This is a genomic window from Pseudomonas sp., assembly GCF_040514055.1.
GTDB lineage: Bacteria > Pseudomonadota > Gammaproteobacteria > Pseudomonadales > Pseudomonadaceae > Aquipseudomonas.
Genome location: NZ_JBEVDL010000036.1, coordinates 206,063 through 225,110, shown reverse-complemented (window position 1 = coordinate 225,110; position 19,048 = coordinate 206,063). Strand labels below are relative to the sequence as shown.

At 64.8% G+C, this 19,048-nt stretch carries 11 protein-coding genes and 3 pseudogenes; 5 read left to right on the top strand and 9 right to left on the bottom strand.

The features are described 5' to 3' along the window. Positions 1 to 674: 674 nt before the first annotated feature. The 5 genes from ABWY06_RS09750 to ABWY06_RS09730 all read left to right on the top strand — a co-directional run bounded on the left by ABWY06_RS09750 (position 675) and on the right by ABWY06_RS09730 (position 5,350). Positions 675 to 1,484 (top strand): SDR family oxidoreductase, encoded by an 810-nt coding sequence (locus ABWY06_RS09750; protein WP_353925365.1) that lies wholly within the window; start codon positions 675 to 677, stop codon positions 1,482 to 1,484. Positions 1,485 to 1,639: 155 nt separating this feature from the next. Next, positions 1,640 to 2,773 (top strand): MFS transporter, encoded by a 1,134-nt coding sequence (locus tag ABWY06_RS09745; protein WP_353925375.1) that lies wholly within the window; start codon positions 1,640 to 1,642, stop codon positions 2,771 to 2,773. 118 nt (positions 2,774 to 2,891) lie between these two features. Next, positions 2,892 to 4,364 carry an inorganic phosphate transporter gene (locus tag ABWY06_RS09740; protein ID WP_353925364.1) on the top strand — a complete coding sequence of 491 codons (1,473 nt, stop codon included), beginning with the start codon at positions 2,892 to 2,894 and terminating at the stop codon, positions 4,362 to 4,364. A gap of 186 nt (positions 4,365 to 4,550) precedes the next feature. Next, a complete protein-coding gene (locus tag ABWY06_RS09735) occupies positions 4,551 to 4,979 on the top strand; it encodes a hypothetical protein (RefSeq protein ID WP_353925363.1) in 429 nt (142 codons plus the stop codon). Positions 4,980 to 5,017: 38 nt separating this feature from the next. Then, a complete protein-coding gene (locus ABWY06_RS09730; protein ID WP_353925362.1) occupies positions 5,018 to 5,350 on the top strand; it encodes a YnfA family protein in 333 nt (110 codons plus the stop codon). Positions 5,351 to 5,544: 194 nt separating this feature from the next. On the opposite strand, the gene ABWY06_RS09725 is transcribed toward ABWY06_RS09730, so the two are convergent. The 9 genes and pseudogenes from ABWY06_RS09725 to mnmC form a co-directional block, all read right to left on the bottom strand. Further along, positions 5,545 to 5,775 (bottom strand): YheU family protein, encoded by a 231-nt coding sequence (locus ABWY06_RS09725; RefSeq protein WP_353925361.1) that lies wholly within the window; start codon positions 5,773 to 5,775, stop codon positions 5,545 to 5,547. A gap of 94 nt (positions 5,776 to 5,869) precedes the next feature. Then, entirely contained in the window at positions 5,870 to 8,614 is a 2,745-nt protein-coding gene (locus ABWY06_RS09720; protein ID WP_353925360.1) for a hybrid sensor histidine kinase/response regulator, read from the bottom strand. Between the two features lie 347 nt (positions 8,615 to 8,961). Beyond that, positions 8,962 to 10,704, bottom strand: coding sequence for an N-acetylglutaminylglutamine synthetase (ngg, locus tag ABWY06_RS09715; RefSeq protein WP_353925359.1), 1,743 nt, complete (start codon positions 10,702 to 10,704; stop codon positions 8,962 to 8,964). A gap of 583 nt (positions 10,705 to 11,287) precedes the next feature. Next, on the bottom strand, positions 11,288 to 11,677 hold the full coding sequence (locus tag ABWY06_RS09710; protein WP_353925374.1) for a response regulator: 390 nt from the start codon (positions 11,675 to 11,677) through the stop codon (positions 11,288 to 11,290). Positions 11,678 to 11,740: 63 nt separating this feature from the next. Next, positions 11,741 to 13,831 (bottom strand): annotated as a pseudogene (locus ABWY06_RS09705) (putative bifunctional diguanylate cyclase/phosphodiesterase); the annotation flags it as partial. A 45-nt stretch (positions 13,832 to 13,876) separates the two neighbouring features. Further along, positions 13,877 to 14,281: a response regulator gene (locus tag ABWY06_RS09700; RefSeq protein ID WP_353925358.1), complete on the bottom strand. Its 405-nt coding sequence runs from the start codon at positions 14,279 to 14,281 to the stop codon at positions 13,877 to 13,879. 12 nt (positions 14,282 to 14,293) lie between these two features. After that, positions 14,294 to 15,028: pseudogene (locus tag ABWY06_RS09695) on the bottom strand (response regulator); the annotation flags it as partial. A gap of 72 nt (positions 15,029 to 15,100) precedes the next feature. Continuing rightward, positions 15,101 to 16,816: pseudogene (locus tag ABWY06_RS09690) on the bottom strand (PAS domain-containing sensor histidine kinase); the annotation flags it as partial. Positions 16,817 to 17,048: 232 nt separating this feature from the next. After that, positions 17,049 to 19,019: a bifunctional tRNA (5-methylaminomethyl-2-thiouridine)(34)-methyltransferase MnmC2/FAD-dependent 5-carboxymethylaminomethyl-2-thiouridine(34) oxidoreductase MnmC1 gene (gene mnmC, locus ABWY06_RS09685; protein WP_353925357.1), complete on the bottom strand. Its 1,971-nt coding sequence runs from the start codon at positions 19,017 to 19,019 to the stop codon at positions 17,049 to 17,051. Positions 19,020 to 19,048 lie beyond the last annotated feature (29 nt).

Below are 19,048 nucleotides of genomic sequence, written 5' to 3'. Positions count from 1 at the left end.
GAGCTGCGTTGCACGCGGCTAACGCCACCCTACGATAATGCCTTGGTGGGTTACGCCGCGCGGCGGCCGCGGCGTGCTGTGTCGGAGCTGCGTTGCGCGCGGCTAACGCCACCCTACGATAATGCCTTGGTGGGTTACGCCGCGCGGCGGCCGCGGCGTGCTGTGTCGGAGCTGCGTTGCACGCGGCTAACGCCACCCTACGAAACGCGCGCCTGCGTAAGGGTCGCAGGGTGCCCAACCTGGCTGTCGAGCCTCGATGCCGAGGTCGAAATGGCGGACAAAAAGAAGGCGAAAATGCCCTGGCCACACGCGCCGCGTGGACTAGCCCCAGGCCAGGCGCGCATATAAGCATCCCGCCACCGTGGTGGCACGCCTTGAGGCGGCGCATTCTGTGGGAGGCGCGCCCTCGCGCCGAAGGGGTCGGGTTAACCCGGTGAGGGATATGGATCACCCGCTACGGCTTCGGCCCGAGGGCGTGCCTCCTACACGGAGGTAGAGGGCATGTTCATCCCTCGCCAAGTCCCGCGATACCGCAGGCGCCCATTATGCGTGTAACCCATGCGAATAATGTCCACAGGCCCTAGGGCATTCAGCAATCTGATGGTGCGTGGGGTCCTTTATTCCCTTCGCTACACTGCGCCCTATCGACCACAGAACAGCAAGGCACACCCGCTATGCAAAATCGCATGATGATCACCGGCGCTGGTTCGGGCCTGGGCCGCGAACTGGCCCTGCGCTGGGCCCGCGAGGGTTGGCAGCTGGCGTTGTCGGACGTCAACGAGGTCGGGCTGACCGAGACCCTCGGCCTGGTGCGGGCTGCTGGCGGCGACGGCTTTACCCAGCGTTGCGACGTGCGTGACTACAGTCAGCTGACCGCACTGGCCCAGGCCTGCGAGGAACGCCTGGGCGGCATCGACGTGATCGTCAACAACGCCGGTGTGGCTTCGGGCGGCTTTTTCAGCGAACTGTCGCTGGAAGACTGGGATTGGCAGATCGCGATCAACCTGATGGGCGTGGTAAAGGGCTGCAAGGCTTTTCTGCCGCTGCTGACCCGCAGCCAGGGCAAGATAATCAATATCGCCTCCATGGCCGCCCTGATGCAGGGGCCGGCCATGAGCAACTACAACGTGGCCAAGGCTGGCGTGGTGGCCCTGTCGGAGAGCCTGCTGATCGAGCTCAAGCAGCAGCAGGTCGGGGTGCATGTGGTCTGCCCGTCGTTTTTCCAGACCAACCTGCTGGACTCCTTCCGCGGTCCGACCCCGGCGATGAAGGCCCAGGTGGGGAAGCTGCTGGAAAGCTCGCCAATCGATGCCATGCAAATCGCCGACTATATCTATCAGCAGGTTGCCGCCGGCGAGTTTATGATCCTGCCCCACGAACAGGGCCGCATGGCCTGGGCACTCAAGCAGAAGAACCCGCAGCTGCTGTATGACGAAATGACCCAGATGGCCGATCGCATGCGCGCCAAGGCCAAGCCGGTTTAACCGGGGTTCCGGCTGCGTTCAGGCCCCGCGCCTTTTTTGCCGCACAACCGGCACGGGGCCGTCCAGCTTGCCCCGGCGCCAAGCGGCGGGGTAGGGTAAGCGGCCCGTGCTGATCTCCTGGAGACGCTGTGAACCTGGCAAACCGGGCCATATTGATGTTGGCCCTGATGCTCGCGGCGATCAATCTGCGCCCCGGCATCACCTCCCTTGCACCCTTGATCGAACGGATCGCCAGCGAGCTGGGACTCAGTCGTGGGCTGATCAGCCTGACGACCGCCTTGCCAGTGTTGTGCATGGGCCTGCTGGCGCCATTGGCGCCGCGTCTGGCCATGCGCCTGGGATTGGAACGGACCGTGGCTTTGTGCATGGGGCTGATCGCGCTGGCTTTGCTGTTGCGCCTGGCCGCGGGCCACTCCAGCGCGGTGTTGATCGGCAGCGCGGTACTGGTGGGTACCGGTATCGCGGTCGCCGGCCCGCTGCTCTCCGGTTTTATCAAGCGTCACTTCGTCGACCAGATCGGTCGGGTGGTGGCCTGGTACTCCCTGGGCATGGCACTCGGTGGCGCGGGTGGCGCGGTGCTGACGGCGTCCGCCACCCAGTGGCTGGGGGGGCGCTGGAGCCTCGGCCTGGCGCTCTGGGCCCTGCCGGCCCTGCTCGCGTTGCTGCTCTGGGCCTGCCTGCCCAATCGCGCCGAGCCGGTGGCCCAAGCCAGTGGCGGGCTGCCCTGGGGCGAGCCGCGTGCCTGGCTGATCAGTGGGTTCTTCGCCCTGCAGGCGGGGCTGTTCTATGCCCTGGCGACCTGGGTGGTGGCGCGGTACCACGAGGCCGGCCTGAGCCTGTTGCACAGCAACAGCCTGTTCAGCCTGTCGATGCTGGTGGGCTTGCCCAGCTCGTTTCTGCTGCCCTGGCTGGCCCAGCGTTTCGATATCCGCTACTCCCTGCTGCTGGGCTGTGGCCTGGTCGCCAGCCTGAGCCTGGGCATGATCACCGCGCTGCCGTTTTTTCTGCCCGAGCTGTGGGCCGGTCTTTGCGGGTTTGGCCTTGGCGGCTCGTTCGCCCTGTCGCTGGTGCTGCCGCTCTACGAGGCTCATACCCCGCTGGCGGTCAGTCGCTGGACGGCGATGATGCTGTGCGCTGGCTACAGCATGGCCTGCCTGACACCGGTGCTGACCGGCCTGGGGCGTGACCTGTCTGGCGATTATCAGCTACCTTTTATGGTCTTGACGGGTCTGGCGTTGCTGATGACCTGGCTGGCCTGGCTGCTGCGCGCCGGTTCGGCCAAGGGGTGATCGATCGTTGCCCACCGGGTGGCTCGCGGGTTGGGGCCCGGATGCGGCAGTTTGTCGGTTGGCACACGGGCTTTATCTGGCATAATCGCCGCCCCTTATGAGTTGGTCAGAAAACCTCATGTTCGATCTTTTCAGTGGGCTTGATGCCTGGGTACTCGTAAGTCTGATTCTTGCGTTGGCCTTTGTGCTGTTCTTCGAGTTCATCAACGGCTTCCACGACACTGCCAACGCTGTCGCCACCGTTATCTACACCAAGGCCATGCCGCCGCACTTGGCGGTGATGTTGTCCGGTGTCTTCAACTTTCTCGGGGTCTTGCTGGGGGGTATTGGCGTCGCCTACGCGATTGTCCACCTGCTGCCGGTGGAGTTGCTGATCAACGTCAACACCGGTCATGGCCTGGCCATGGTGTTTTCCCTGTTGGCCGCGGCCATCACCTGGAACCTGGGGACCTGGTACCTGGGCATCCCAGCCTCCAGTTCGCACACCCTGATCGGCTCGATCCTCGGCGTGGGCCTGGCCAATGCACTGATCACCGATATCCCCTTGGGCCAGGGCGTCAACTGGCAGAAGGCGATCGATATCGGCATCTCCCTGGTGGCTTCGCCCATGGCTGGCTTCCTGGTGGCCGGGTTGTTGCTGCTGGCCCTGAAAGCCTGGCGTCCGCTATCGAACATGCACATGACCCCGGATCAGCGTAAGCAGGTCGACGACAAGAAGCACCCGCCGTTCTGGAACCGTCTGATGCTGGTCCTCTCGGCCATGGCGGTGAGTTTCGTGCATGGCTCCAACGACGGGCAAAAAGGCATCGGCCTGATCATGCTGGTGCTGATCGGCATCGTGCCCAGCCATTTCGTCCTGGACCTGACCAGCACCCCTTACCAGATCGATCGCACCCGCGACGCCACCGAACACCTGAGCCAGTTCTATCAGCGTAACAGCGCCAGCCTCGGTGAATTCCTGGCCTTGGGGAAGGTCCGTGGCAGCGAAATGCCAGCCAAGTTCAGCTGTGATCCCAAGCTGACCGAACCGACCATCGCTGCGTTGCTCGGCTCGCTCAAGGGCATCCAGGACTACTCCGACCTGGCCCCGGATGATCGCATTGCCGTGCGTCGCCACCTGCTCTGCCTGGACGATACGGCGAAGAAAGTCGGCAAGCTCGAAGGCCTGGATGCCCGCGAAAAAGACGACCTCAACAAACTGCGCAAGGACCTGACGGCCACCACCGAATACGCGCCGTTCTGGGTGATTCTGGCAGTGGCCCTGGCCCTGGGTATCGGCACCATGGTCGGTTGGAAGCGGGTGGTACTGACCATCGGCGAGAAGATCGGCAAGCAGGGCATGACCTACGCCCAGGGCATGTCGGCGCAGATCACGGCCGCTTGCGCCATTGGCCTGGCCAACGTGTTCAGCTTGCCGGTGTCCACCACCCATGTGCTGTCCTCCGGCGTCGCCGGGACCATGGTGGCGAACAAGAGCGGCCTGCAGGGCGGCACGGTGCGCACCATTCTGCTGGCCTGGGTGCTGACCCTGCCGACCTCCATGGCGTTGGCCGCGGGCCTGTTCTGGTTGATGACCCGTTTCACCGGCTGACCCGGCCAAGGCCGTCGCGCCCCGCGCACGACTGTCTCCCGGCAGGGCACGCGGGGCTAATTCGGAGACGCAGGTCTCCGATTTAGCCCCGCAATGCCTGCCCGCGGGCAAAACTCTGTATAAGGCAAATGGCCGGGACACGCTCTGCGGCAAGACAAGGTCGTCTGCATTTTTCAGGAGTGCCCCGTGGAGCCCGAATCCATCGTCTATGGCTGCATTCGCGATTGGCCCTCGGACAATCCCGACGAGCGCTCCAGCCGTCGGTCCAGCAACAGCCGCGAATTGAAGTCCCTGCCCAGTGGCGATGCATGGCCATTTCTGGGACGGGCGATGTTTTCCTCCTGCGAGGCCTTTGGCGAAGGCCTGTACCAGACCCAGGTCATTCACTTCGGCGCCAGCTACCGGGCGGTCGAGTATGAATGGAGCCTGTGGATCAAGGAATTCGAGGCCCTGCTCAAGCGCCTGTACTGGTGCAGTGCGGTGGTTCATCTGGAAACCGAGCTGACCGGCATCCATACCTTTCGCTGGGAATCGGACCGGGGCTTTCACAGTCCCCAGGAAGACGGCTTGCGGGTGCGCTGCGCCTGGGAGCGTGAAGGCGTGGTGCGCGGCTAAGGTCGCCCCGCGCGCAGTGACCCCTAAGCGGAGGCCCCATGCTCAACTACCTGTGGTTTTTCCTCGCGGCCCTGTTCGAGATCGGCGGTTGTTATGCCTTCTGGTCCTGGCTACGCCTGGGCAAAAGCGCCTGGTGGTTGCTGCCGGGGCTGCTCTCGCTGACCCTCTTCGCGCTGCTGCTGACGCGGGTCGAGGCCGCCTACGCCGGACGCGCCTATGCCGCCTATGGCGGCCTTTACATCGTCACGTCGCTGGGTTGGCTGTGGCTGATCGAGCGCTCCCGGCCGCTACTCAGCGACTGGCTGGGCGCCGCGCTCTGCGTGCTGGGGGCGGTGGTGGTCCTGCTGGGGCCACGTTTCTCCCCGGGTTGAGGAGCAGGGGTCCGACGCTGCCAATCTGGAGTGCAGGCCATAGCCCACTGCGCTGGGCTGTTGCTGAACAGCGCGCCGAGACCAGCCTACGCACCTGTCCCTATCGCCATCCGTCATCCCCGCGCAGGCGGGTATCCCGAGACCTTCTCGCGGCTGAGTTCCCGTCATCGTGGAAACCAAGGTGAAATCCACAGTTAGTCCAGCAGCCATTCCTTGGGCACGTCGCGCTTGAGCATCAGCTGGCATTGTTGGCTCTCGGGCTCGAAGACGATGACCGCTTCGCCCTTGTCCAATGCCCGACGCACTCGCAGCACCCGGGTGTCCAGCGGGGTTTCATCGCCGTTGTCGGTGCCCTCGCGGGTCACGAACTCTTCGATCAGGCCGGTCAGGGTCTCGGCTTGCAGCAGGTCGGGTGGGATCAGCATGGGGGATTCTCCAGAAGGCGGCGATGCTAACGCGTTAGCCGGGATCTGGCCATGGACCTGGGAGCGATGAAGGGGTTCAGCGAGGCCCGGCGGTTCACTCGAGGTCGTGCAGCTGATTCGCCAGGAAACGGTCAAGGGTGCTGTACAGCAGTTGGCAATCCAAGGGTTTGCCGAGGAAACCGTCCATGCCGGCCTGCGCGCCGCTGCGCCTATGTTCGTCGAGTATATGCGCGGTCAGCGCCACGATCGGCACCGCGGGCAGGCGCTGCTGGCGCTCCAGCAGACGGATCTGCCGGGTCGCCTCGAAACCGTCCATTTCCGGCATTTCACAGTCCATCAGCACCAGTTGCACGGCACCCGGATCGCGCCGGTAGGCGTCGACGGCGGCGCGGCCGGTGGTGACCAAGTGCACGCCGTATCCGCGTTTTTTCAAGAAGCCCTTGACCACCAGTTGGTTTACCGGATTGTCCTCCGCCACCAGGATGGTCGGGGCCGCCGCGCTGTCGCCACTGACCTCCTGGGGCGCCATTCGCGTGTCGCCCCTGGGCGCCTGGTACAGCTCCAACAGCGCCTCGCGCAGGGCCGTGATGGTCAGCGGCTGGGGCAGGCTCAGCACCCGCAGCGGGTCGCCGGTCAACTGCAGTGCCTGGTTGGCCGGGCACACCAGCAGCACCCGCTGGCGTGGTTGCAGGCTGGGGCGTAGCCGGTCCAGCCAGTGTCGGGCGCTGCCGGGCCAGGGGGCCAGCAGCACCAGCAGCGGCGGCACGGCAAAATCCTCGAGCTGCGCCGGCAGGCGGTCGGGCGATCGGCAGCGCTCGGTCCGCATGCCCCAGCGCTCCAGCAGGCGGGCGATCGCTTCGAGCCCCAGACCGTCGAGGGAGCTCACCAGCGCGACCTGGCCATTGAGCAACGGCTGCAACGGCTCGGGGCGGTCTTCAACGGCGTGCAGCGGCATGTCGAAGACGAAACGGCTGCCCTGGCCCGGCGTGCTCTGCACCTCCAGGCAGCCGCCCATCGCTTCCACCAGTTCCTTGCTGATCGCCAGGCCCAGGCCGCTGCCGCCGTGGCGGCGGGTGGTGCTGGAGTCGCCCTGGCTGAAGGCGTCGAACAGGTGCGCCAGGCCCTCCTGGGGTACGCCCATGCCGCTGTCGCTGACCGCGAACGCCAGGCGGTCCTGGCGTCGACAGGCATCCAGGCTGACATGCCCGGCGGCGGTGAATTTCAGTGCGTTGCTCAACAGGTTCATCAGGATCTGCTTGAGGCGCGTGGGATCGCCCCGCACCTGGCGCGGGACCCCGGCCTCCAGGCTCAGGTACAGGTACAGGTGTTTGTCCAGGGCCTGGGCGGTGAACAGCCGCAGGGTGTCGGACAACAGCTCCTCGAGGTCGAATTCGATTTCCTCGAGGTTCAATTTGCCGGACTCGATCCGCGCGTAATCGAGGATGTTGTTGATCACCGTCATCAGCGTGCTGCCGGAACTGGCGATGGTGTCCAGGTAGAAGCGCTGGCTGCGGTCAAGCGGGGTGTCGCGCAGCAATTGCAGCATGCCCAGCACGCCATTGAGGGGCGTGCGGATTTCATGGCTCATCTTGGCCAGGAAGCGGCTCTTGGCCTGGTTCTCGCTGTCGGCCTGGGTGGCCGCCTGGCGTGACCGGTAGCCTTCTTCCTTGAGCAAGTTGATGCGATCGGCCAGCCCTATGGACAGGGTGATCAGCTCGACGGTGACGCCGATTTTCACCGCGCTGGCCCCGTAGATGCCGAACAGTTCGAACCCCAGGGAGCCCGAGGTGGCGGCGATAAACGCGGCCAGCAGGATGCCCCAGGCGAAGATGTAATAGGAGCCATAGCGCAGCCCCTTGGACCAGACATAGGCGCCGGTCAGCAGAAGGACCAGGGACACCGCCAGCACCGTCATGCTGGCCAGGATGTTCCAGGTCTGCAAGCCGATCAGCGGCGCCGAGACCAGGCAGGCCAGGCTCAGCAGCATAAACACCCGCAGGCCCTGGTCCAGGCGCGGAAAGTACTGGCGGGTGTGGAGGAAATGCCGGCTGAACTGGATCGCGCTCAGGCAATGCAGGTACATCAGGATATAGATGCTGACCGACTGCAGCCCCACATGCTCGGGCAAGGATTTGAACAACATGCCGTCGAAACTGGCGGCGAACAAGCCGATGTTCAGGTTGTAGACCAGGTACCAGCCGTAGGCCGCCTCACGCAGGGCGATAAACAGAAACAGGTTGTAGCAGAACATCGCGAACAGCACGCCATAGAACGCGCCGTTGACGCCCATCAGGTTTTCCTGGGCGGCGGCGCTGGCGTTGTGGGTGCTGAACAGCAGCGGCACGAACACCGTGCTGGTGCTTTCCACCCGCAGCCATAGGGTGCTTTCGCCAGGGGCCAGAGCGAGCGGAAACCAGAAATTGCGCACCTGCACCGGCCGCTGGGCGAAGGCAAAGGTGTCGCCACTCTGTTGCTGCGCGACTCGACCCGCCGGGTCGACCACGTACAGCTGTACATGGTCGAGCAGCGGGTAATTGACCTCCAGGTAGCCGGCCAGGTCGTGGTCCAGGGAATTGTTCAGGCGCACTCTGAACCACCAGGCCGAGGTGTTTTTACCGAAGTTGGCGTATTCACCGCGGACCGCCTGGAAGCGTTCGGACGGCAACTGGCGCAGCTGCTCGAGTCCCCATTGGCCCTGGGGGTCTTCGACGAATTCGGTATAAGGACCGAGTGGGACGCGAAGGTCCTCGCGGTCCAGGCTGGCCAGTGTCACCGGCGCCTGCGCGCAGAGGGCGCTGCTCAGGCAGGTTAACAGCACGGCCAGCCAGATACGCAGCATGCACGGACCTTGAAGAGACAGGGAGGGGCGATACGAGGCTTATTGATAAGCCCCGCTCTGGCACTGTGCACCGATGCGCGACGCCCTTCAAGTCTCTTTGGGGGGCTCCGCCAGGCCGTCCAGAACCTGCACTGGTGTGCCCCATAGGGGGGGGGCAGGTGGTTGACGGACGGCACGAGCCATGCGCCAGCTCACGCGCGCCGACGAGGCCTGTGCCACGCCCGGCGGTGACTGTGGACGGGGGATTGCCGTGATACCCGCTATGGGGCGCGTCGGACAGGCGAGGTGGGGGTCCCGGCACTTTCAGCGCCCTTCCGGGAAAACCAGGGCGCCCGCCGTGACGGCTATCAGACGGGGGCCTGACTGAGCGGGAACAGCAAGTCGACAAAACGTTGGGCGGTGGGTTGCGGTTCGTGGTTGGCCAGGCCGGCCCGCGCGTTGGCTTCGATCAAGACATGCGCCGGCTGGTCGGCGGCCTCGACCCGCAGGTCGAGGCCGACCAGCGGAATAGCCAGCGCGCGGGCGGCCTTGATCGCGGCTTCGATCAGGTGCGGGTGCAACCGCGCGGTGACGTCCTCGAGGACACCGCCGGTGTGCAGATTGGCCGTGCGCCTGACCGCCAGTGGCATGCCATCGGGCAGCACGCTGTTGTAGTCATAGCCGCGGGCGTGCAGGGTTCGCTGGGTCTCGGCATCCAGCGGGATGCGACTTTCCCCCGCGGTGGCCGCCTGGCGCCGGCGGCTCTGCGCCTCGATCAGGGCGCCGATGCTGTGGCGGCCGTCGCCGGTGATCGCGGCAGGACGGCGGATGGCGGCGGCCACTACCTCGTAGCCGATCACCAGGATGCGCAGGTCCAGGCCTTCATAAAAGCTTTCGAGCAGCACCCGGTTATCGAACTGCCGCGCCAGGCTGATCGCCTCCTGCAGCTCCCTGGCGCTGCGCAGGTCGACCGCCACCCCCTGGCCTTGCTGGCCCACCACCGGCTTGACCACCACCCGCCCGTGGCGGGCGAGGAACGCCAGGTCGTGCTGCGGGTCGCCGGCCAATTGCTGGGCGGGCAGGCACAATCCCGCACGGCTCAGGACGTCGTGGGTCAGGCGTTTGTCTTGGCACAGTGTCATGCTCACCGCGCTGGTCAGGTCGCTCAGCGACTCGCGACAGCGGACCCGGCGTGCCCCCTGGATCAGGGTGAACAGGCCGGCTTCGGCGTCGTCGACCTGGACCTCGATGCCGCGGCGCTGGGCTTCGTCGATGATGATCCGTGCATAGGGGTTGAGCCCAGCCGCGTTCCCGGGCCCGAGAAACAGCGGCTGGTTGCTGCGGTTCTTGCGCTTGAGGGTGAAGCTGTTCAGCTCGCGAAAGCCCAGCTTGCCGTAGAGGTGCTTCGCCTGGCGGTTGTCGTGCAGCACCGACAGGTCGAGGTAGGCCAATTCACGGGACTGAAAATGCTCGATCAGGTGGCGTACCAGGGCTTCGCCAACGCCGGGGCGGCTGCACAGGGGAGCCACGGCCAAGGACCAGAGACTGCAGCCGTTGTCCGGGTCGCGAAAGGCCTTGAAGTGATTCAGGCCCATGACGCTGCCGATCACCGCGCCATCGGCTTCGTCTTCGGCCAGCCAGTATTCCGGACCGCCCTGTTCACGCGGCGTCATACGCTGGGCATCGACCGGCAGCATGCCGCGGACCTGGTACAGCCGGTTCACCGCCTGCCAGTCGGCATCGCTCTGGACCCGGCGGATATTAAAGCCGCGAAACGGTCGACGGGCCGGGCGATAATCGCTGAACCGCAGGCGCAGCGTATCGGACGGGTCGAGGAACAGCTGTTGCGGCGCCTGGGCCAGCACTTGGTGCGGGGCCGCCACGTACAGCGCCAGGTCCCTGTCGCCGGGTCGCTCCTCGAGCAACGCGGCGGCCAGGGCCTCGGGGGTGGGGTAGGTGTGTCCGAGCAGCAAGCGGCCCCAACCGCAGTGCAAGGCGGCTGGTCCAGGGAACTGTTTCAGGCCGTCTTCGGCAAGGCGTGCCTGAAGCCGCTGATAGGAGGGCGCCTGGCCGCGCCGTAGGCGTTGGCCATGGGCAGTGGATTTTTGCATGGAACCTCCTTGAATCCTGAAATCACGCGGCGATTCTGGCGATATCGCGGGCCGGCGGATGGGGCGTGGAGCCGTTGTTCGGTCAGCCAAAGGTTGAGTGCCGCCATCTGGCAAAGTTTCGAACCGCCCAGCGCTGTCGAGGCCACTCGGGTTTGAGTAGGCATATTGAAGGGGGGGCGAACAGACCAGGGAGCTGACGTGGGGCGAGCAGCTGCTTTTTCATCCAGGCGAGCGTCGATAACCCGTGGCTCGATGGCTCCGCGCCTCTGCGCCACCGCCTGAGCGCTTCGGCGAGCGTTCAGACACGGTGGCCGGGCCTTCAGGCGCCATCAAGTGGGCCAGATCGGCCGGTAATCGAAATGCAGCCTTCGGGTTATCGCGCACATGGACCTTAGGGTTGTCCTTGGGAGGTGGGCACCTTTTATCGGTGTCCTATGTTAAGGACCGGCTTAGCGCTCGAGAGTTTTATATAAATACGTTATTAGACGCTCGACGACCTGGCCGGACGCCGCCGGGAGCAGGCCACCTTGGCTCCGCGGTGGAAGGTCTGGCAGGTCCAGCGGCGGGCGCTCAGATGCCCCCGTCAGGCGCCGTCAGGCTGGTGGAGCGGGATATTGTGCAGCAGCCAATAATGGCGAAAAGCTTCGCGGATATTGTCGCGCAAGGTCTTGTTGTCCCACGGCTTGGTATAGAAGCGATAGATCGCGCCGCGGTTGATGGCCTCCAGAATGGATTCCAGGTCGGTGTAACCGGACAGGATGATTCTGAAGGTGTCGGGATATAGACTTTTGACCCGGTCGAGAAACTCCGTGCCGTTCATGTCGGGCATGCGTTGATCGCAGAGAATGACCTGTACCGGGTGCAAGGCCAACAGCTCAAAGCCCATGGCGGCCGATGGTGCCGACAGCACCTGGTAACCCTCCGCGTGCAGCAGCCGCTGCAAGGCGGACAGGACATGGGCTTCGTCGTCCACCAACAGCAGTGTCTTGAGCGTGCGCACTTCACCCGCGGGCACCGGCAGGCGTTTGTCCTCCAGCAACACCTGCTCGATCTGCGCGACCGCCTGCGGCGGGCTGAAAAAATAGCCCTGGATCTGGTCGCAGTGGTTGCGTCGCAAATAGGCCAGTTGAGCCGCCGTTTCCACCCCCTCGGCGACCACCTCCAGTTTCAGGCTGTGGGCCATGCGAATAATGGCCAAGGCGATGGCGGCGTCGTCCGGGTTGCAGGTGATGTCGCGGATAAAGGCGATATCGATCTTCAGTTTGTCGATGGGGAAACGGCGCAAATAGGCCAGGCTCGAATAGCCGGTGCCAAAGTCGTCGATGGAAATCTGCACCCCTCGCTTTTTCAGGTTTTGCAAGCTGAGGATGGTGCGCTCGGTGTTCACCATCAGGGTGCTTTCGGTCAACTCCAGCTCGAGCAGGCTGGCCTCGATCCCGTGGTTGGCCAGGGCCTGAATCACATCTTCTTCCAGATCGCCTTCGGTGAATTGGCGTGCGCAGACATTCACCGAAACCTGCATGGGCCCAATCGGGGAGCGCAGCCAGAGGGCGATCTGGGCACAGGCCGTATCGAGAATCCAGCGGCCCACCTGGACTATCAACCCGGTGTCTTCCAGCACCGGGATAAACTCCAGGGGCGATACCAGGCCGTGTCCGGGCCGCTGCCAGCGCAGCAATGCCTCGAGGCCGGTCACCTGGCCGCTGTCGAGTTGCACCTTGGGCTGGTAGAACAGCACGAACTCGTCGTGCTCGACCGCCTTGCGCAGGGCCGTTTCCAGTTCCAGCCGAGCCAGCACCTCGGTGTTCATCTGCGCCGTGAAAAACCTGTAGGTATCGCGTCCGGCCTGCTTGGCCCGGTACATGGCCGTGTCCGCGTACTTGATCAGGGTGTCCGGGTCGGAGGCATCGTCGGGGTGCAGGGTGATGCCGATGCTGGCGGTCAAGGTCAGTTCCTGGCCTTGCAGGTCGAAGGGCGCGCGCAACACCTCGCGGATTTGGGTCGCCACCAGGGTGGCGTCCTGTTGGCCATTTGGCGTGGTCAGGATCAGGGCGAATTCATCGCCACCGAGGCGGCCGACCGTGTCCCTGGCACGCACGCATTGCACCAGGCGATCGCTGAATTGGGCGAGCAGTTCGTCACCACTGGCGTGTCCCAGGGTGTCGTTGACGTTCTTGAAATGATCCAGGTCGATAAACAACACGGCCACCATCTTCCGGCTCTCCCCGGCCTGGAGGAGGGCTTTCTTCAGGGTGTCGTAGAACAACAGGCGATTGGGCAGGCCGGTGAGGGTGTCGAAATGGGCCAGGCGGTGCAGGCGCTGCTGCGCCTCCTTGCGCTCGGTGATATCGCGCACCACGCCGACCATGATCCAGTCCGCCCCGGAGCGTTGGGCCTGGTGATGCACCTCGACCTGCAACAGGGAGCCATCCTTGCGCCGTACCTGGCTTTCGGCAAAGCCGTTGTCGGGGGCGCCGCTGATCAGGGCATCGTACCGGCGGGTGTGCTGCTCCAGCGTGGCCGTGCCCAGGTGCACCGGGCCCATTTGCAGCAGTTCTGCCCGGCTGTAGCCGAGCATGCTGCAGGCGGTCGCGTTGACTTCGACAAAACCCATGCTGGCACGGCTCACCAGAAAAATCGCATCGGCGGTGCTGTCCATTACCGAGCGGAAACGCTGCAAGTCTGCCGTTCGCGCTTGCACCTGTTGCTCCAGCACCCAGCTATGGCTTTGCAGAAAATCGCTGAAGGCTTTCAGGCGCAACAGGTTACGCACTCTCAACCAGAGTTCGGCGCGATCGACCGGTTTGGTCAGGAATTCCTCCGCCCCGGCATTCAGGCCGGCCAGGCGGGCGGCGCGATCGATCAGCGCGGTGACCATGATGATCGGGATATTCGCGGTGACAGGGTTGGCCTTGAGCAGGTTGGCCACCTGATAGCCGTCCATGCCCGGCATCATGATATCCAGCAGGATCAGGTCCGGGGCGGCCTGGGCGATCGAGGCCAACGCCTCTTCGCCGCTGGCGACACTCTGGGTCAGATAGCCTTCGGGCCGCAACAGCGCTTCCAGCAGCTTGCGGTTATTGGCCTCGTCATCGACGATCAGCACGGTGGCCATGGGACTGGCCATGGCCTCGACTGTCGGCGGGAAACTCGTGGGGCGGGTCATGGGCACCTAACCCATGGGGGTATCGGTACGGGTCGGTGACAACGCCCGCCCGGCCAGCAGGGCGTCGATCGCCGCATAGAGCTCCTGATAGTGCAGCGGTTTGGTGATATAGGCGTCGCAGCCGGCGAGCCGGCTCTTTTCCTGGTCGGCTTTCATCGCCATGGCGGTCAGCGCGATGATGGGAATGGCGGCGGTAAGCGGATCCTGTTTCAGCAGGGCGGTCGCCGCCAGGCCGTCCATGCCGGGCAGCTGGATATCCATCAGGATCAGGTCGGGCGGTTCGGCGCGGGCCAGGAGCATACCGGCTTCGGCATCGGTCGCGCTCAAGACCCTGTGCCCGACATTGTGTAGCAGCAAGGAGGCCAGTTTCAGGTTCGCCGGATTGTCTTCGATGACGAGAATGCTTGCCATCAGTCAGGTCCCTTAACTTTGAAGTGAAAGCGTGCGGCGGACTTCGGCGAGAAAGCGGGCCTGATTGAATCCGGCTTTTTCGACGATATTGATCACCTTGTCCGGATTGCTGTTCAGCGTAGCACGGTCCTGCGCGGTGATTTGCTTGGCGGTCACCACCAGCACGGGGATCTGCGCTGTAGCGGTGTGGCGCGCCAGCGCTTCGACCACATCGAAGCCGTTGACGTCGGCCATCATCAGGTCGAGCAGGATCAGGTCGGGCAGCAGGCGCTGCGCCAGGCTGATCGCTTCGCTGCCCCCATAGGCGCGTACCACCGCATAGGCCGGGGACGGCAGGAACGCCGCTATCACTTCGACGGCTTTGGGATCGTCGTCCACCACCAGCACCGTATAGGCACGTTCCGGAGCCGCCTGCAGGTCAAGGGCCACCAGGGCGGATTTCAGTTGGATGCGGCTGACGGGTTTTTGCAGCACCGTCGCGACACCCGCGCTCCGCGCCTGGCTGCCGACGTCCTCGGCCAGGATGGAGATGATCACCACCGGTACCTGGGCCAGGGTGGCGTTTTCCCGCAGGCGCAGCAGAAGTTGCCAGCCGTCGACGCCTGGCAGGAGAAGATCCAGGGTGATCAGGCTGAGCGGCTGCTGGGGCGCCAACAGCAGGGCGGCCTCGGCGCTGGCCGCGCGCAAGACGCCAAAGCCCTCGGCTTCGAGCAGCAGACGAATCAGGTCGGCAGTCTGATCATCATCATCGACCACCAGGGCAATGCGCTGATTGGGTGTCGTCGAGACGAGGCTCGGGGCGTTGATGGTTGCCACGGAGGGCTGGGCGGCCGCGGCTTGCGCCGGACTGCGCAGCGGTAACCAGACCGCGAAACACGCCCCTTCGCCCTCGGCGCTGGCCACGGCCACGCTGCCGCCATGCAGTTCGCTCAGCTGTTTGACGGTTGCCAGGCCCAAACCCGTGCCCTCGAATTTACGTGCCAGGCTGCTGTCGATCTGACTGAAAGGCTGGAACAGCTTTGTCATGTTTTCCTGGGCGATGCCGATGCCGGTGTCGCTGACGCTGATTTCGAGAAACTCGTTGAACTCGTTGTCGCACAGGGGGAAGTGGTGCACCGGCCAGGCGCCGGGCAGCGTGCCCACGGTGCTGCGCGAAACGCGACGGGCGCGCAGGGTCACCTTGCCACCTTTGGCACTGAATTTAACGGCATTCGACAGCAGGTTGTAGACGATCTGCTTGGTCTTGCGCATATCCAGTTGAGGTGCGCCCAGATTCTGGCTGGCTTCCAGCTCGAGGTGCAGGTGCTGGGCCGCGGCCTTCTCGCGAACGATGGACAGGCTGTTCGACAACAGGCTGTGCATGCCGACCTCTTCCAGCTCGAGGGTCATCATGCCGGCCTCGACCTTCGACAGATCGAGGATATCGTTGATCAGGGACAGCAGGTGCTGGCCGCTGGTGAAGATATCGCCGATGTATTCGTGCTGGATGGCGCTCGTCTCGCCCATCAGGCCGTCCTTGAGCGCTTCGGAAAAGCCGATGATGGCGTTGAGCGGGGTGCGCAGCTCGTGGGACATGGTGGCCAGAAACTCGGTTTTCATCCGGCTGGCATGTTCCAGTTCGAGGTTTTTTTCCTGCAGGGCACGTTCGAAGCGCTTGCGCTCGGTCATGTCGCGCGCCGCGGCGAAAACGCCTTGCAGGTTACGGTCGCGGTCGTGAAAGGTCGCGGCGTTGTAGGACACCACCGTTTCCCTGCCATCCTGGGCGCGCACGGTCAGCTCGTAGTCGTTGACCCGGTTCTCGCTGAGCACCCGTTTGATCGCGGTATCGGCACGCAGCGGGTCGGTGAAGAATTTCCGGCAGGGGGCTCCTATCAGCTCATCGCGGGTGCAGCCGGTGAGGGCGATCATCTGTTGATTGACGTCGGAGATGATGCCCTGGGCGTCGGTCATCATCAGCGCGTCGATATTCGACTCGATCAGCGAGCGGGTATAAAACTGCTGGTCGCGCAACCGTTGGTCGAGCAGCGCCTGAGCCGCCTCGACCTGTTTGCGGATGGTGTTGTCGGTGCCGATCAGGAGAAAACCGATGATCTCGTCCTGGGCATTGCGCAGGGCCGTGACCGAGACCATGGCGGGAAAGCGGCTGCCATCCTTGCGGATATAGGTTAGCTCATAGATGTCCTCGATCCCCCGCGAGGCCTTGAAAACCAGCGCAGCAAACCCCGGAGTGATGCAGGTGTCCAGTTCCAGGCTCAGGGCCGCCGCTCGCGCGATCAATTCCTGCGGGTCCGAGATGTCGGCCGGGGTAATGCGATTGAGCACATCCGCGGCCGAATAACCGAGCATGCGTTCGGCGCCGACATTGAAGATCTGGATAACGCCCTTTTCGTCGGTGGCGATGCTGGAGAAATGCGCACTGTTGAAAATGGCATCCTGCAAGGCCCCGGTCTTGAGCAGGGTCGCCTGACGACGGAGCTCGCTGCTGCCGTCCGCCGCGCCGCGTTTGCTGCCAGCGCCATCACCCGGTTTGCTCATGATCTTTTCCAAGGAAACAATCGGATCAGTCAGCGTCACGGCCCCAGGGGTACAGGACGCCACAGCGGAGCAGGCTCACAGGTTGCCACGCCGAGCGGACTTGATGAACACGCTGGCGGGTGGCCAAGAGGAGGTGAATTAGCGGCTGGCTTTACGTTAGCAGAGGATTCCCATGGTTCAAGGACAGTCGCCCTGGGGGCTCTTGTCCTGTGAGGCCCGGAAGGCGAGCGGCTTAACGCTGGGTGCCGCGAATAAGGGCGCGCAAGGCGAAGCGATTGGGGTGGCAGGCTTCGGCCACGTCCCGTGGCAGCGGCAGCGGTTCGTCCTCGAGCCAGGCCGCCAGCAGCTCGCCGCACAGGGGGGCGCTGATCAAGCCGCGCGACCCGTGGCCGCTGTTGACATACAGGCCGTCGTACCAGGGGCAGACTTGCTCCGGCACCTGGCGCGCGTCCTTGCTCAGGGCCGCATAGGCGCTGGCGAAGGCCTGGGGATCGGCCAGCGGGCCGACGATGGGCAGGTAGTCCGGGCTGGTGCAGCGAAAGGCCGCTCGCCCGCCGAGGTGCTCGGCAACCAGGGTATCGACCTGCAACTGGCTGGCCAGCGCGGGAGAGATTTCCTGCAGCAGCCCGAGGTTGCTCAGGTGATCGGCGCTGCGGGGGGTCAGGTCGTCGCTGTGAAAGTCGAAACTGGCCCCCAGTGTGTGCTCGCCCAGGCGAGCGGGCGCCACGTAGCCCTCGGCGCACACCACACTGCGCAGGGCGACGCTGGCGGTGGTGGCCGGCAGACGGGTGATCTGCCCACGGATCCGCTTGAGCGGCAGGCCGGCACTCTGCTCGAAGCGGCCGATGTCGGCGGCACCGGCCAGCACCACCACCGTGGCGCTGGCCAGGCAACGCCCGCCGCTCCAGGCGTGCCACTGATCCTGTTCGCGGCTCAGGGTCAATGCCTCCTGGTGAGTGACCAGATGGATTGCCGGGTGTTCGGCCAGCAGCCGGCAGAGAGCGGGTGGATGCACCCAACCACCCTCGGGAAAATACAGTCCACCGCTGGGCAGCGGCACGCCGCAGTGGGCTTCGGCCGCGGCCTGGTCCACCTGCCGCAGCAGGTCCGGCGAGAAATGCGCCGCCAGTTGCGCCTGGCGCTGCGCCTCCTTGGCGTCGAAGGCCAGCTGCAAGACGCCGCAGGCTTGCCAGTCGCGGTCGGCGTGCAGCTGCTCGAGCAGTCGGCGGGTGTAACCGAAGCCGGCCAGAATCAGCCGCGAAAGGGCCGTGCCATGGGCCGATAACTTCAGGTACAGCACGCCTTGGGGATTGCCCGAGGCCTCCGCCGCCAGGTCGGCGTGGCGCTCCAGCAGGGTCACCTGCCAGCCGCGACGGGCCAGGCTGGCGGCACTGGCGCAACCCGCCAGACCGGCGCCGATAACCAGGGCTTGTTTGACCGCCGGCCGCCGGAGCGCCGGTCGAGCGAACCAGGGTTTGCCGGCCGGGGCCGTCTCGCCGAGGAACCGGCCCTTGAGCACTTCCCATTTGTGTCCCAGGCCAGGTACCCGTTTCATCTTGAAACCCGCCTGGTTCAAGGCGCGGCGCACATAACCGGTGCTGGTGAAGGTGCCCAGGCTGGTGGCGGGCGTGGACAGCCGGGCCAGTTCGGCGAACAGCTCCGGCGTCCACATCTCGGGGTTTTTCGCCGGGGCGAAGCCGTCGAGAAACCAGGCGTCGATCCGGGCGTCCAACTGCGGCAGCATCTCCAGGGCATCGCCGACCAGCAGGGTCAGCACCACCCGCCCACCGTCGAACTGCAGACGCTGAAAGCCCGCGTGCAAGGCCTGGTATTGTCCCAGCAGCGCCTCGGCCTGATGCGCCAGTTCCGGCCACAGCGCCAGCGCCCGGGCCAGGTCGGCGTGGCGCAGCGGGTATTTTTCGACGCTGACGAAATGCAGCCGGGCGTCAGGTGCCGCCACCTGCTCGAACAGCTGCCAGGCGCAGAGGAAGTTCAACCCGGTGCCGAAGCCGGTCTCGCCGATCACCAGCCGGTGCTGGGCGGGCAAGGCGGCGAAGCGCGCCGGCAGATCGTTATTGGCCAGGAAGACGTAGCGGGTTTCCGCCAAGGCATCGGCGTTGGAGAAATAGACGTCGTCGAACTGCTGCGAACGGGGTTGGCCGAGTGCGTCCCACTCGAGGTCGGCGTGCGGGGTCGTGGACATGGTGGCTTCATCGGCGGCTAATCGCGCAT